This window comes from Paenibacillus sp. R-74696 (genome assembly GCF_055814915.1).
The window spans coordinates 38,744-52,528 of sequence record NZ_JBPULM010000042.1; the positions used below are offsets into that span (position 1 = coordinate 38,744).

The following is a 13,785-nucleotide window of genomic DNA, read 5'->3' on the forward strand; positions in this document are numbered from 1 at the left end:
GCTGTATTGCCTCCTATCCTATCGTGTATCTAATGGGTACGGTTCACTTCGCGAGTAGCCGCAGTGGATCGATAAGTGCTATGATAGGTTATATCTATCCAAAAGAATAGTACGTACTTTTCAGTACTGTAGGTACTGAAAAGTACCTATATATACCGATCAGCAAGGAGGAATACCCATGACGAAGAAGAAATACAATATTTCCGTAGAAGCAACGCTTGAGGTCATCGGAGGGAAATGGAAATGCGTCATCCTCTGCCATCTCACCCACGGCAAGAAGCGGACTAGCGAGCTAAAACGGCTCATGCCAGGCATTACGCAAAAAATGCTCACTCAGCAGCTCCGCGAGCTGGAGGACGATGGGATCGTGAACCGGATTACGTATAATCAGGTCCCGCCTAAAGTCGAATATGAGCTGACCGATTACGGACTCAGCCTTGATAGCATTCTTAGTGCCCTCTGCAACTGGGGCGAAGAGCATATTATCCGAATTTATGGTGACAAATATTCGATGTTAGAGGAAAGTGTTTTGAATAAATAAGCATGTATTCTTGTAAAAAGCATCCGTCTACCATTGATGAGCAGCACATGGTGAAATCTCCTCTCATAAGTTTTCTTTTAGTAATGGAACAACCCCATGCCCATCAAGCTAAGAACCTTCAGTTTGGATTCAAGTGAGGCATTCTCCTATTTTTATAAGTAGGCGTATTGTTTCCTTAAAAATAAACATGCCAAATTAAGCCTAAACGTCGAGGCTGTTTTTAAAACGTTAACTATGCAACCTTCTTGGTAGACGTGGCATACTCGTAAACAACACCTAAGATATCAAAGACTGTTTTTTTCTCATTGCGGTGGGACTTTCGCCCGTTTTTTTCTAACAAAAGAAACAGACGAGACAGGATTTTCGATATGGCTTGGGCATTCTTTTGTATGGCTTGATGCAGGATGGGCATGTAATCCTTGATCATATAAAAGGCTTTGTATTCACTGAGCTCTCTTTTCTTCTGCCATAGAAGTTGCCGCATCTGAAACATCGTTGAGGAACAAAGCAAGATACCGATCAACTGACCATAAAGATGACATTGCAAGCGTTCAAGTTTGATCTCTTTACAGTGGTGGATCTGGAAGAATGATTTCCATGTTTTAAAGAGATTCTCAATTTGCCAGCGTAAGGAATACAGGTCATGCAGGTGTATCCCAGATACCCATTCCATTGGAATATTTGTTATATAAAAGTTCAACGCACTGAGTTTCTTGCTGCGTTCGGAGTACGTAATCCCTTTCTTTTTCTCCCGAATTTCCTGGTCTTTGTCTCTTTTTTGATCTGGGTTTCCGTTAAGCGATAGACGACAAGCCGCGCAGGTAATTTTTCATACATGCCGATGTAGACATCAGGAATTTCTAACGTTTCCCCTGCTTGTAGACCTTCCATGATGTCTTCCATCGACAAGGGGAGGTATTCCGATTTCTTCTTGAGCGTGCCGTCCCGAAAATACTCTGGATTCTCGTTCTTTTGATATACCCGTGTGTTGAGTTATAAGCGTGATATGTAATAGGCCTCTTTCTCATGGATGGTATGTAAATCTTCTAAGCAGAAATATCCTAAGTCCCGAATGAATACATCCTTCTGTTGAATGTCCTGTAAACATGCGGAACCGTAGGTTTTGTCATTTTCCTTTCCGTGACTCGTATGCAGATGAATGAACTGCCCACTCTGCAGATCATATTCCAGTTGGATTTTAACACCAGCGGTATGACTACATCCGCCTGTACCCTTATAAGACGCAACGAAGCTGTCCGGGAGCTGAAAGGTCGTAGAATCGAGAATTCGAATGCGGGAAAAATAGCCAGAATACTCGCTTGGTATCGTTCCGAACGTATAGCGTGTTTGCTTGAGTAAAAGCGAAACGATCCGCTGCAGTAAACGCACAGCAGCTGCGTTAAAACGCTGATTCAGTCCTTCGGGACTCATGAGAATCCCTGTTGTTGCTTCTAACGTACTGCAAAGCTGATTGAGAGAAGTCGTAGCTATTCGTTGACTTACCCATACACACAAGGCGACTAAATCTTGTGCACGATATTTACTGGTTCGTGTGACGAATCCTGCTTCTTTGGCTAGTTGGGTGAGTGCAAGAGGAGATAAATGTCGTTCCAGTTCCTGTGAAAACAAATGAAGATCATCCGAAATACCAAGATGTATCATAAAATGCTATCCTTTCATTAGTTGGTCTACTGAAAGAATAACGTTTTTTGTTTCGGGGAGGTAGTATTTTCCTCCACTTGATAGGCATGGGGCACGGCCACATGCCCATCAAGTGGAGGATTTTCATGTTGAAATCAAGTGAGGAATTCTTCTATTTTCATGGCTTTGTTAAATTCTAATATTGATATTTTACCATAAGAAAACCGCCTTAACTGAACAGGCGGTTTATTGAACTCCTGTCTTAAAACACCTTTCTATTCATCAACTTCAAATATTGAGTCAATTATGATTGGAAGATTGTCTCTAACGGAAACAGCTCCAAACACTGAACGTGCATGAATGCCCTTATCTCCGAACACGTCCAGCATAAGATCAGTACAACCATTTAACACTTTATGATGTTCTTCAAACTTAGCGTCGGCATTAACAAAACCCTGAATTTTAACCACCCTTTTCACATGCTCCAGCGAGTTTAAAGCTGATTTCAGTACAGCTAAAATTTCAATCCCAGTTTGTCGTGCAAACTGATAACCTTCTTCTGTAGTATAGTCCTGACCTAACTTACCTTTCGGGTTTCCAGTGGGCCCTTTACCTGATACGAACAATAACCCGTTTACTTTTACGAAGTTTGCATACTTAGCCGCTGGTTCGCTTGCACTTGGTAAAACGATTCCTAACACTTCTAATCTGCTTGCTATTGTTTGTTCAGTCATTCAAATACCTCCCCTCTTCGGAATGAAAAAATTATACTATAACGTGAGCGGCGGGACTAAGAATAGGCTGCATGCCGGTTTTAACCAAGATTGTCTCACTTTATATTCAATCTACAACTTAATTTTCTTCGAACAGGAGCAGCTGCCACGAAGTCTGCTCTCTGGTTATTCAACTCGCTTTATCCTTCCTATTCATGCGAATGCTTTTTGCCGAATGCAGTCCAGTTCACAAGAAATATTCCGATGCCAATGCAAAATCCCCCTAAATAAACATACGTATGTATAGTCTCGTTATGGATGATGAACCCCGAGAGTACACCAAAGAACGGGGCTAAGAACAGATAGGCGCTTGTTTTCCCAGGATCGCCATGACTTAGCAAGTAATACCATGCTGCAAATTGCACAATGGAACCCATAATGGCCAAGTACAATACAACCGACACAGAAGTTACATTGATCGTAAGCTGCGGCGTTTCCATAACGGCACTCAGCAATAACAGAAGGAGACCGCCGAATAACATTTGATAAGCCGACATCACCCATGTATTGAATTGCGTCCCCCATTTTTTCACCAAAATAGTGGCTACAGCCCACGAAAGCGCAGCTCCCAGCCCCAACCAGGTACCCGTTGTTAATTGCAAATGGGATCCTAGGGATAAGAATACCCCTGCAAATCCTATACATACCCCAAGCCACTGGGATATTCGGTATTTCAAGCCGAGGAACCATGTCCCCAAAATTACGACCAGGAGCGGATTAACAAAGGTCAGTATAGAGGTCTCCCCCGACGGAAGGGTACGCATGCTCAGGAAGATACATCCCATAACTCCCGTCGTCTGAAATAGTCCTATTACGAACAATTTAGATCCATCCTGATAGGATATAGGCAGCCGTTTCATCCTGACAAATAAGGCCATGATGAATCCCGCAAACGTAAATCGGATCCCCACAAGCAGCAAGGGCGAGATATAGGATAAACCGATCTTTCCAACCGCAAATGAAGTGCCCATGAGCGAGGTGGCAAGCACAACTAGCAGTCCAAATACATAACGGTTCATGATATTCTCCTCTTTCTACATTTTGTAAGGTTATGGTAGCATGAGAATACTTCGGTGGTCATCGAACCATACATGTAAGGAGATGACTGACATAAGTACAAAATTGAGGCCGAATATCGTACAGGCAGCTAATCTAATTGGTGATCCGTCACGTCTTGCGATGCTAATTGCTTTGTTTGGATGAAAAGCTATCCCCGCTTCTGATTTAGCGCATGCTGCCCGAATTTCTCCACAGACTGCCTCTTCACATCTATCCAAGATGGTAGAAGGAGGCCTGCTGATTCATGATTCTTACGGTCGGCATAAGTACTTTCGGCTTGTCAGCCCTGAGGTAGCACATGCCCTCGAATCCCTTCTGGCTATTTCACCACCCAAATCCGTAAGTTCACTCCGCGAATCCGATGAACTTAAAACTTTGCGTCATGCTCGGACTTGCTATGATCACTTGGCTGGTAGGATTGGTGTAGACCTAACGGATCGGTTACTTGATATGAACTATTTAGAGGAACAAGGAAAAGATTATGTGTTAAGCGTGGAAGGTAAGGCGACGCTGTAGAATTGGGGTGTGAAAGTTCATGCCGATCAACTAGGACTCCACAACTACGCTCGGATTAGCAGGGGAGTACTGTACGGTTCTCCAGCTTAGAGACATCGCATGACTCGTAATAATTCCCCGTTCCAGATGAAATCGGATGATCCGCTGGGCATCCTGGAACCAGTGGGCGAATGGAGTCACATCCCATAGAATCTCGACCGTTCCCGTCAATTGAATAAGGCTGCCCGAGTCAAAATCCATGAATAACAGCCCTGCCTGCGGGTAACAGACTGCATTCCCAAGCGTATTAAACATCGCATTGCCGCTGTAATCCGGAAACACCAACGTCCTGTCATCCTCGGCTCTTACGAATCCCGGCATACCCCCTCGGTGGGATACATCCGTACCATACTGAAGATGTTGAGTTGCAATGAAGAAGGTATCCGCTCTATTCACCAGGGTCACCACTTCTTCAGAGAGCGTCTCCAGTGCCTGAGCTACCGGTTCAACGCTCTGTCCTTCTCTTAGGGTCCATTCACGCGCTTGGATGTACTTCGGACAGTTGGAGTAGACTTGCTCTGCCCTAACTTGAAACCCGTTCGGTTGGATCTCCCCAATTCGGCCATTCAAGCGCATGCGGCGCCGGGTGGCGAAGTCGACTGCAATGGCTGCGATCGGATTGGAGGGGTACAGGCAGAGTGAGATGGGGTCCTGGGAATCAGGAAGACCGTTAATAATGGCATGCTGAGAGTCTTCTACCTTGATGAATCCGGGGGTTCCGAACCATACGGAAGCCCAAACTGCCCCATCTTCATCTGCTGCGCCAAGTATCAGAAAAGGCTGGCTTTCGAGGAACGTCTTCGCCGCTAGCGGAATCTCACTGTAAATGTTATTTTTGCGTGCTGCGATGTCCCTTACACCCGCCCGTTCCTGAACCTGAATTTCGCCCGGATGATAGTGCATCAGAAGAAACCACAAGCTTTCCCTTCCGTCGCCGTGTGCGCGTGGCAGCCCACACCCAGCAGCGCATAAATCTCCAACCGGATCCCGTCCGGATCTTCGAAGAAGATCCCGCCGGAGTCTCCGCCCTCCGTATGAGCAACCATCCCATCATAGATGAAGGGAACTCCGTTCGCTCTCAATTTTTCCTCATATCCTTTAATGGTATCAACCGAATCCACTTCAAAGGCCAGATGATGCAGACCCGGCAGCCGTGGGGAGAAGCTTCCTTCACTTTGCTGCCATAAGGTGACCAGATTCTTCTGATCATCGCCAAGCAGTGCGAATTTTCTTCCGGGTTCCTCCGATAGATTCCGCAGTGTAAAGCCCAATACCTCCGTATAGAATCGAACCGATCTTTCTATTTCCGATACATTCAAACCAATGTGTCCCAATCTCATTTTCCACATCCCCTAACCACCAAAAATATCTTACAGGCATTACAATACACAATATTATATAACTTGTAAATAGCTAATTTAGCGGTTAGAATTAAAACAGGAGCACAGAGAAGGAGTTGGATTAACCATAGATAAGCCCGCATTTGTTTTTGTAGGCAATCACTTTACAACTGATTTTGTGAACACCCGCAAGAATGTCAAAGGAATCCGGACAGAGCTCATCGAGTCTTGGGGTCATCTGATGAGCTGGCTGGAGCAGGCCGACAGACGGAAATGGGTGATAAGTGATCGAGAGGAGCTTACCCCTGACGAGCAGGACACCATCATTCAAAAGATCCTGATCATTCGCAGCCGGATTGAACAGGCATTTACCCAAATCATTCAGGAACAATCCATTCCGGCCTCGATCGTCACTTTTCTCAATCAAGAGTTGGCGCGTTACCGCAGTTATTATCAAATCGAGGCAGGCGATCAGGAACGTCCATTCACCACTGTCAGAAACTACGAGATCACGCAGTTGCCCGCCTTGTTCCTGGAAGAGGCTTGCCTCTTCTTCACGACATTCAAACTGGCTAATCTCAAGAAGTGTGAGAATCATGCCTGCATCCTGTTCTTCTACGATAGCAGCCGCAATCAGCAGCGCCGCTGGTGCAGCATGGACAAGTGCGGGAATCGCGTCAAAGTAAATCAGCACTACCACCGCAAGAAAAACCAGGAATAAAAAAAGAGGGGATGACTTAAAAGTAGAAGAACCTACTTCCAAGACATCCCCTCTTCACCGTTACAATCCGTAAATCCCCTCCGCAGCTTCTGGACCGAAGATTCGCCGTCTTTACCGGGCTTCATACAAATAGAATGGTATTCCTTTTTGCATGTCGGAGTCTAAAGGAACGTTAGCCAATCTTCTAATGTGATGGGGACTACCCCCCATCCATTCAGATAGGAGTACCGCTCATGCCCATCAAGCTAAAATCTTCGACTACCCCAAAACGAAAAAAGCTATCCTTTATTTAAGAAAAATAGCTTTTTTTCGTTTTGGGGGTGTATTAATTTCTTAGCTTGATGGCTATGTGGAACAACCCTAATTTCAATAAAAAGGAATCAAAAAACAAGCCCCCTTTATACACGAATGGTGTATAAAGGAGGCTTGTTTAGTAGGCGGAAGCGGCTTGTGCCTACACTAGCTGTTGTCCGTTTTGCCGCTATATTACCGCTATTTCCCGTTCCTATTCCTATTCCTGCTCTACAGGCGTCACTGCATAATGCAGCTCCTGCTCCAGCTCAGCAGCATAAGCTGCACTCGCCTCTTCCGTCCAGCCGAACAGCGCTGCCATCTCGGCATGCACCGCTTCCTTCCACTGCAGGACGCGAGCGCGATCAAACAGCAGGTTGCCTGTACGGCGAATCCAGAAATCCGCCGGCTTCGTCGTCAGCTCATATTCCAGAGCATACATCAGCTCGATGCGCAGACTGAGCGAAAGCTCTTGGCCGCTAGCCGTTGGCTGGTCTTTGTATTGCGGGATAAGGCCAAATACTTGATCCACATTGGTGCCAAAATGGCGGGCAAGCCGCTCAGCCTCTTCACGAGACAGCCCAGCACGAACGCCTTCCTCCGTTTTCTTTGCAACGAAGGCCGGGAAATGGGAGGAGCCGCCGAAGTCGCCGCCCGACAGGGGCAGGTTTTTCGTACCGCTTGGGCGAATGCCGCTGCGGCCTTCCGCTGTGAGCTGCGTGCTCACCGTGTTCACGACGCTTTCTGCCATTTTGCGGTAGCCCGTCAGCTTGCCGCCTGCAATCGAGATGAGCCCAGACCCAGCGACGAACACCTCATCCTTTCGGGAAATTTCCGATGGGTCTTTGCCCTCTTGGTGAATGAGCGGACGGAGGCCAGCCCAGCTTGATTCCACATCGGAGGCTTTCAGCTTGATCGAAGGGAACATGAAATTGGCCGCCTGCAAAATATAGTCCAGATCCTGCCTCGTCATGCGTGGAAGCGCCTTATCTGCCTTGTAGTTCGTATCCGTTGTGCCAATATATGTTTTGCCATCGCGCGGAATCGCGAACACCATGCGTCCGTCCTGCGTATCAAAGTAGACCGCTTGATGCAGCGGGAAACGCGATTGGTCGAATACCAAATGCACGCCTTTAGTCAAATGCACCGTTTTGCCTTGCTTCGAGCCATCCTGTTCGCGCAGCGTATCAACCCATGGGCCTGTCGCATTGACAACCTTAACGGCACGCACCTTGTTCTCGGCTCCAGACAGCAGATCGCGCACATTAGCGCCAACAACTCTGCCATCCTCATAAATGAACGATTCAACCTTTACATAAGGGATCGAAAGAGCGCCCATGTCCACAGCCTTCTTCATCACTTCAATCGTCAGACGCGCATCATCGGTACGGTATTCCACATAATAGCCGCCACCCTTCATGCCTTGGCGCTTCAGCAGCGGCTCTCTGCTCATCGTTTCGTCTACGCTGAACATTTTCCGGCGCTCGCCGCGTTTGACGCCTGCCAGAAAATCATATACGCGGAGGCCGAGTGAGGTCGAGAATTTGCCGAAAGTTCCGCCTGTATAAAAAGGCAGCAGCATCCACTCTGGCGTCGTTACATGTGGTCCGTTCTCATATACAATCGCGCGCTCTTTGCCAACTTCCGCCACGACACCGATTTCCAGCTGCTTCAAATAACGCAGACCGCCGTGAACGAGCTTCGTCGAACGGCTCGATGTGCCTGCAGCAAAGTCCTGCATATCCACAAGCGCTGTCTTGAGGCCGCGCGTCTGGGCATCCAGCGCAATGCCTGCTCCTGTAATGCCACCGCCAATAACGAGCAAATCAAAGGTTTCCTCACCTAAACTGCGGTAAAGCTGTTCCCTATTTAATGCGCTAAAAGCACCCTGTTTTGCCGTTCCTGTCTGTTTGCTCATCGTCTTCTCCACCTTTTCAGCTAGTTCTTGTCCAATATCCCAATTAAAAAAGGAAAACGAAAAAACCGCAAACACCTTAAGCTGCGCAACATCTAGCGCGATGCAAAAGGTTTCTGCGGTGTCTCCGTTTCTCCGACCGAATATTAACTTGTGCCCACATTATAGCATAACGGGGCCTGCTCGTAAACAGGCTGAAGAGGGGAAGCGCGATGGAAAGCCAAACCTTTCACGCAGCAAAGAGCCTTGTTCATCCTGTTATTATACTTCCGAGCAGCTATTCCTAATCGTCAAAGCCGTCGGAATCACGACCTTTTTCGGAATGGATCGCTTCGTGGTCAGACGTTCCGCGAGCAGCTCCACCGCCGTCTCGCCCATATATTCCATATGCACCTTGACCGTCGTCAGCGGCGGCTGGACAAATTCCGAAATCGGAATATCATTGAAACCCACGAGCGACACCGTACCTGGAACCTCAATTCCCGCCTCATGCAGCGCCCGCAATGCGCCTACGGCCATGGAATCATTTTCGATAAAAAAGGCTGACGGCAGCTCCCCGCTCTCAATTGCACGGGACATCTGAACATAGCCATCCTCCGAAAACAAATTTTCACCGGTAAATATATATTGGGGATGAAATATATTTTTACTTATCAAATAGTCACGCAGCGTCATTTCACGTTCATCCCGTACCCGCTTATTATTGACCATATTATGCCCGCCAATGTATCCGATTCGCTGATGGCCCAAATCTACAAGATAATCCAGCACTTCCGTAACTGATTTGCGCAAATCAATAATGACAGAATCAAAACGCTGATCATCTGGCGAAGAATCGACGAATACGATTTTGTCCATAGAAGCCGGGAACATATCAAGATCTTCCTTCTCGAAACGTCCAATCGCAATCATGCCGTCCAATTCGCCGACCCATTCGCTATAATACGAGCGCTCCTGACGGAACAGCTTGACGACCTTCATTTGACGCTGAAAGCATTCCCGCTCTACTCCAAGACGTACTGCCATATAATAAGGATCAAGCATCTCTTCCTGATCGGAATACCAGTTCACAATGCCGATCCGCGTTATTTCTTTCGCTGCTGCGCCATTACGCTCGCGCAGCGTTTTATAATTCAGCTCCTGTGCAATTTCGAATACCCGCTTGCGTGTATCGTCTCCAACCGATAGCGAGGGGTCATAATTCAATACCCTTGATACCGTCGCAATGGAGACGTTCGCCAGCTGCGCAATATCTTTAATTGTAGCCACTTCATCATACCCTTTCCTGCCTCAAGATCCAGTGAATGTACATCCGCTGCATCATCAGGCTTTACCGCCACCTAACTAACAGGGATCTATTACAATACTAGCATATGGACTCAGGTCATGTCCGCGAAAATGCTTAGTCAATGTTCCCGCGAATAAACTTCCACGCCCTGTCACTTTCAATATGCCAGATATCCTGTAAAGTTACAATGTCTTTGGAAATTTGCTCTATCCTACTAACGAAAGTAAAGCTCTAGCTGTCTATTCCTTGACGGAGCTTCCGAGCATCCCTTGAATGAAGTATTTTTGCAGCATTAAGAAAAAGAGAATGATCGGGAAGGTCGCGAGCGTCACACCTGCCATAACTTGACCATAATCAATACGCGACAAGCCGAACAGGCTCGATAGCGCGACAGGCATCGTATACATATCCTCAGAAGTTGCAGAAATGAGCGGCCAGAGGAAGTTGTTCCACTGGTACATGAACAAATAAATCGCCGTTGCCGCTAGCGCAGGCTTGGAAGACGGCAAAATGATTTTAGTGAAAAGTCCCCACTCGCTCACGCCGTCAATTCGTCCTGCTTCCATCATGGCGTTAGGTACAGCCATCATGTTCTGACGCATCAGAAAAATCGCAAATGGATAAGCAATGTTCGGCAAAATCAATGCTTTGTAGGTGCCCAGCCAGCCCCAGGCCGCCATCATTTTGAACACCGGAATGACAATCGCATGGTAAGGAATCATCATTGACAGCAGAAATACGCCGAAAATAACCGCCTTGCCTTTAAAATTGAACTTTGCGAATACGTACCCCGCCATCGTTGAGACGATAAGCGCCAGCACCGTATAAATGACTGTAACAAACAAGGAGTTGAACATCACCCGGCCAATGCCGATGGATTCGTTCAAATTCCGGATATTTTCGAACAAGTGGTTTCCTGGCAGGAGAATCGGCGGTTTGGCGAAAATTTTGCCGCTCTCGTTCGTTCCTCCAATAATCGCCCAATAGAAAGGGAATAAGGAGATAAAGGAGCCAATAAGCAAAATCAGAGTTGTTATCGAGACGCGTACACGTTTGGCTACCATTTACTCATCCCCCGTTACTTTAAATTGAATGTAGCTGAGAATGCCGATCAAAATAACGATGACATAAGCAAGCGTTGAAGCATAACCGAAGTTGAAATAGCGGAAGCCCGTTTGGTACAAATACATGCCGATCGTAATCGTCGCATCACTTGGTCCGCCCTTGGTCAATGTATAAGGCTCCTCGAACAATTGCAGCGTACCAATCGTCGACAAAATCGCCGTGAACAAAATGATCGGCTTCAGCTGTGGAACCGTAATGTTGAAAAATTGGCGCACGCGGGTTGCACCGTCGATGCTTGCTGCTTCATATAGGGATTCCGATACGTTTTGCAAGCCTGCCAAATAAATGACCATATTGTAGCCCGTCCATCTCCAGGTCATGGCGATAATAAGCGATACCTTCGCCCACACTGGATGGGACAGCCATGGAATTGGATCGATGCCTACTGCTCCCAGCAGTTGATTCAAGATTCCGTCATTCATTAAAATAATCGAAAAAATAATCGATGCCGCAATGAGAGACGTTACAGCCGGCATGAAAAAGGCCACTCTGAACAGCGCCTTGAAGCGCTTAAGGGAGTTAAGCAGCGTCGCGAGCAGCAAGGACGTGAACAGCATGAGCGGCACTTGAATGATCAAAATAATAAACGTGTTTAACAACGCTTTGCCAAATATTTTATCGCTGAACAGCTTAGCGTAATTGTCGAGACCAGTAAATACGAGTTCTCCGCTTACGCTGGTCTGGAAGCTCAGCAATAGCGAATAAACAATTGGGTAACCCATAAATATCGCGAATAGCACGAGTGCTGGGGTAAGAAACAAATACGGAACAAACGCTTTTGTTCTCATACTCACCCTTCTTTCTGAGTAGTTTTTAAACCGATGGTGAAAAAGAGTCTGCGCTGCGTGAAAAGCTTGGCCTCCGATCGCCATTACCCTTGAATTTCTCCGAATTCATTTCCCCCAAGGGGAAATTCAAGGGTAAAAGCGAACGCTGCCGCTTCTCCAGCACAAGCTTTTCACTCCGCTCCGACTTTCCACCATCGTTTCGTTTTGTAAGCAGTTGAAAAACAGGGGATAACCTTCCTGCTTTTTAAATTTTCAAAATAAGGGCATAAGAGAATAAGAGATCCAGGCGTAAGCACTGAATCTCTTATCGGACTGCTATTTACTGCTTATTTAGTTCGTCATTTGCAGGCTTCGTTTAAACCAGATCATGCAGCCGGCTAAGCGCCGAGGCTGAATTAACCGCCGTTCACTTCGCGGCTTGTGCGGTCTTTCAGACGTGCCGCCGCTTCTTTCAAAGCATCAGCCGGAGCTTTGCCGTTGAATACGTCGGATTGCGCTTTTACCGATTCATCAAGGGCCACGGAATAATCTTTCGTGTAGTAAGGTGTTGGTACGGAATTCATTTCTTGCGCGAACAGCATCCAGATGTTTTGGTTGCTGAAAAACTCAACGCCCGTTGTAAAAATATCTTCGTTATATACGCTAGTCAGCGATGGGAACAAGCCGTATTTCTCCATAGCTACCTTTTGAACATCTGGTGTCAGTGAAAAATATTCCATGAAGCTGTAAGCTGCATCCACATTTTTGCTTGTGGAAGTCAGAGCCCAGCTGCTGCCGCCAAGGTTAGCTGCGCGGTTGCCGCCTTTTTCAAAGGCCGGAACTTGGAATACGCCCCATTTGCCGCTCAAATCCTTCGCTTGATCAGATATTGTACCTGTATACCATGCGCCGAAAGCAATGGAAGCGATCGAACCGTCAACCGTTGCGGAAACGGTGCCATCCCAGCCGTTAACGTCTTTGATCAGGCCAGCATCATCGAATTGCTTTAATGTTTCCAACGCTTTCACATATTTCGGGTTGTTGAAGTCAATATTGCCGTCTTTATCAAAATAGAAGGCGCCTTGCTCATTGAGCATAATACGAAGCGTTGCATCATCTTTGAATTTATCTACTGGGAACAGCTGTGCACCTGTTTTTTCTTTAATTAGCTTGCCTGCTGCGAGATAGTCATCCCAAGTTTCAATCTTGGTAGCATCCACGCCCGCTTGCTCAAACAGATCCGTACGATAGAAGACGCCCGTTGGACCCGCATCAAAAGGGAAGGCATAGCTTGCGCCGTCTTTTTTCGTCAGCTCTTGTTTAAACGTCGGAAACTCGGAAAGCTTGGCATCAAAGCCTTTTTCCGAAAGATTCACGAAGCCTTTAGGGAAAGCATCCAGATACCCTTGCAGCCTGTCGTCTTCCACGAGCACGATGTCAGGAAGGCCAGCGCCGCCTGCTGCCAGGCCCGTGGACAATTTGTCATATACATCAAGGCGGCCAATATCTTGAACCTCAAGCTCTACATTCGGGTGATCCTTCTGATAAGCTGCAACCGCTTCATTTAAAGCGCCTACATTTACGTTCCAAGCCCAAGCCGTCAATTTCACTTTCTCTCCGCTGTTAGCGCTTTCAGGGCTTGCATTTCCTGCTGTGCCTGCATTTCCTGTACCGCTGTTGTTGCCGCCGCATGCCGCAAGCACAACTGTCAACAGAAGCAAAGTGATCACTGATTTAAAAGATTTCTTCATGTGTAATTCCCCCTCATA

11 protein-coding genes and 1 pseudogene are annotated in these 13,785 nt (G+C 47.0%); 2 read left to right on the top strand and 10 right to left on the bottom strand.

Going from position 1 to position 13,785, the window contains the following annotated elements; all coding sequences use genetic code 11:
- The first annotated feature begins 178 nt into the window (after positions 1-178).
- A complete protein-coding gene (locus tag ACSR9A_RS19865) occupies positions 179-541 on the top strand; it encodes a winged helix-turn-helix transcriptional regulator (protein WP_341279508.1) in 363 nt (120 codons plus the stop codon).
- A 232-nt stretch (positions 542-773) separates the two neighbouring features.
- Here the strand turns inward: ACSR9A_RS19865 and ACSR9A_RS19870 are convergent.
- The 5 genes and pseudogenes from ACSR9A_RS19870 to ACSR9A_RS19890 all read right to left on the bottom strand — a co-directional run bounded on the left by ACSR9A_RS19870 (position 774) and on the right by ACSR9A_RS19890 (position 5,909).
- Positions 774-2,200, bottom strand: a pseudogene (locus ACSR9A_RS19870) (IS4 family transposase).
- A gap of 257 nt (positions 2,201-2,457) precedes the next feature.
- Positions 2,458-2,916, bottom strand: coding sequence for a RidA family protein (locus tag ACSR9A_RS19875; RefSeq protein ID WP_056038557.1), 459 nt, complete (start codon positions 2,914-2,916; stop codon positions 2,458-2,460).
- Positions 2,917-3,104: 188 nt separating this feature from the next.
- Positions 3,105-3,974, bottom strand: a complete 870-nt coding sequence (locus tag ACSR9A_RS19880; protein ID WP_473759086.1) for a DMT family transporter — start codon at positions 3,972-3,974, stop codon at positions 3,105-3,107.
- Between the two features lie 586 nt (positions 3,975-4,560).
- A complete protein-coding gene (locus tag ACSR9A_RS19885) occupies positions 4,561-5,487 on the bottom strand; it encodes a pyridoxamine 5'-phosphate oxidase family protein (protein ID WP_473759088.1) in 927 nt (308 codons plus the stop codon).
- Positions 5,472-5,909 (bottom strand): VOC family protein, encoded by a 438-nt coding sequence (locus ACSR9A_RS19890; RefSeq protein ID WP_341278696.1) that lies wholly within the window; start codon positions 5,907-5,909, stop codon positions 5,472-5,474. The genes ACSR9A_RS19885 and ACSR9A_RS19890 overlap by 16 nt, the downstream gene beginning before the upstream one ends.
- A 178-nt stretch (positions 5,910-6,087) precedes the next feature.
- Here ACSR9A_RS19890 and ACSR9A_RS19895 point away from each other — a divergent pair, with 178 nt between their 5' ends.
- Positions 6,088-6,630, top strand: a complete 543-nt coding sequence (locus ACSR9A_RS19895) for a CGNR zinc finger domain-containing protein (RefSeq protein ID WP_162241915.1) — start codon at positions 6,088-6,090, stop codon at positions 6,628-6,630.
- Between the two features lie 511 nt (positions 6,631-7,141).
- Here ACSR9A_RS19895 and ACSR9A_RS19900 read toward each other — a convergent pair.
- The 5 genes from ACSR9A_RS19900 to ACSR9A_RS19920 all read right to left on the bottom strand — a co-directional run bounded on the left by ACSR9A_RS19900 (position 7,142) and on the right by ACSR9A_RS19920 (position 13,767).
- Positions 7,142-8,839 (bottom strand): glycerol-3-phosphate dehydrogenase/oxidase, encoded by a 1,698-nt coding sequence (locus ACSR9A_RS19900; RefSeq protein WP_473759090.1) that lies wholly within the window; start codon positions 8,837-8,839, stop codon positions 7,142-7,144.
- Positions 8,840-9,097: 258 nt separating this feature from the next.
- Positions 9,098-10,105 (bottom strand): LacI family DNA-binding transcriptional regulator, encoded by a 1,008-nt coding sequence (locus tag ACSR9A_RS19905; RefSeq protein WP_341279510.1) that lies wholly within the window; start codon positions 10,103-10,105, stop codon positions 9,098-9,100.
- 258 nt (positions 10,106-10,363) lie between these two features.
- Entirely contained in the window at positions 10,364-11,188 is an 825-nt protein-coding gene (locus ACSR9A_RS19910; protein ID WP_473759092.1) for a carbohydrate ABC transporter permease, read from the bottom strand.
- Positions 11,189-12,037 (bottom strand): carbohydrate ABC transporter permease, encoded by an 849-nt coding sequence (locus ACSR9A_RS19915; protein WP_473759095.1) that lies wholly within the window; start codon positions 12,035-12,037, stop codon positions 11,189-11,191. It abuts the gene before it with no gap.
- 395 nt (positions 12,038-12,432) lie between these two features.
- Positions 12,433-13,767, bottom strand: a complete 1,335-nt coding sequence (locus ACSR9A_RS19920; protein ID WP_473759097.1) for an ABC transporter substrate-binding protein — start codon at positions 13,765-13,767, stop codon at positions 12,433-12,435.
- Between the last annotated feature and the right edge of the window lie 18 nt (positions 13,768-13,785).

Bases quoted from the DNA above. Each gene is read 5' to 3' on its own strand.
- ACSR9A_RS19920 (WP_473759097.1), bottom strand. From the start codon at position 13,767: ATGAAGAAATCTTTTAAATCAGTGATCACTTTGCTTCTGTTGACAGTT.
- ACSR9A_RS19910 (WP_473759092.1), bottom strand. From the start codon at position 11,188: ATGGTAGCCAAACGTGTACGCGTCTCGATAACAACTCTGATTTTGCTT.
- ACSR9A_RS19880 (WP_473759086.1), bottom strand. From the start codon at position 3,974: ATGAACCGTTATGTATTTGGACTGCTAGTTGTGCTTGCCACCTCGCTC.
- ACSR9A_RS19865 (WP_341279508.1), top strand. From the start codon at position 179: ATGACGAAGAAGAAATACAATATTTCCGTAGAAGCAACGCTTGAGGTC.
- ACSR9A_RS19915 (WP_473759095.1), bottom strand. From the start codon at position 12,037: ATGAGAACAAAAGCGTTTGTTCCGTATTTGTTTCTTACCCCAGCACTC.
- ACSR9A_RS19900 (WP_473759090.1), bottom strand. From the start codon at position 8,839: ATGAGCAAACAGACAGGAACGGCAAAACAGGGTGCTTTTAGCGCATTA.
- ACSR9A_RS19875 (WP_056038557.1), bottom strand. From the start codon at position 2,916: ATGACTGAACAAACAATAGCAAGCAGATTAGAAGTGTTAGGAATCGTT.
- ACSR9A_RS19890 (WP_341278696.1), bottom strand. From the start codon at position 5,909: ATGAGATTGGGACACATTGGTTTGAATGTATCGGAAATAGAAAGATCG.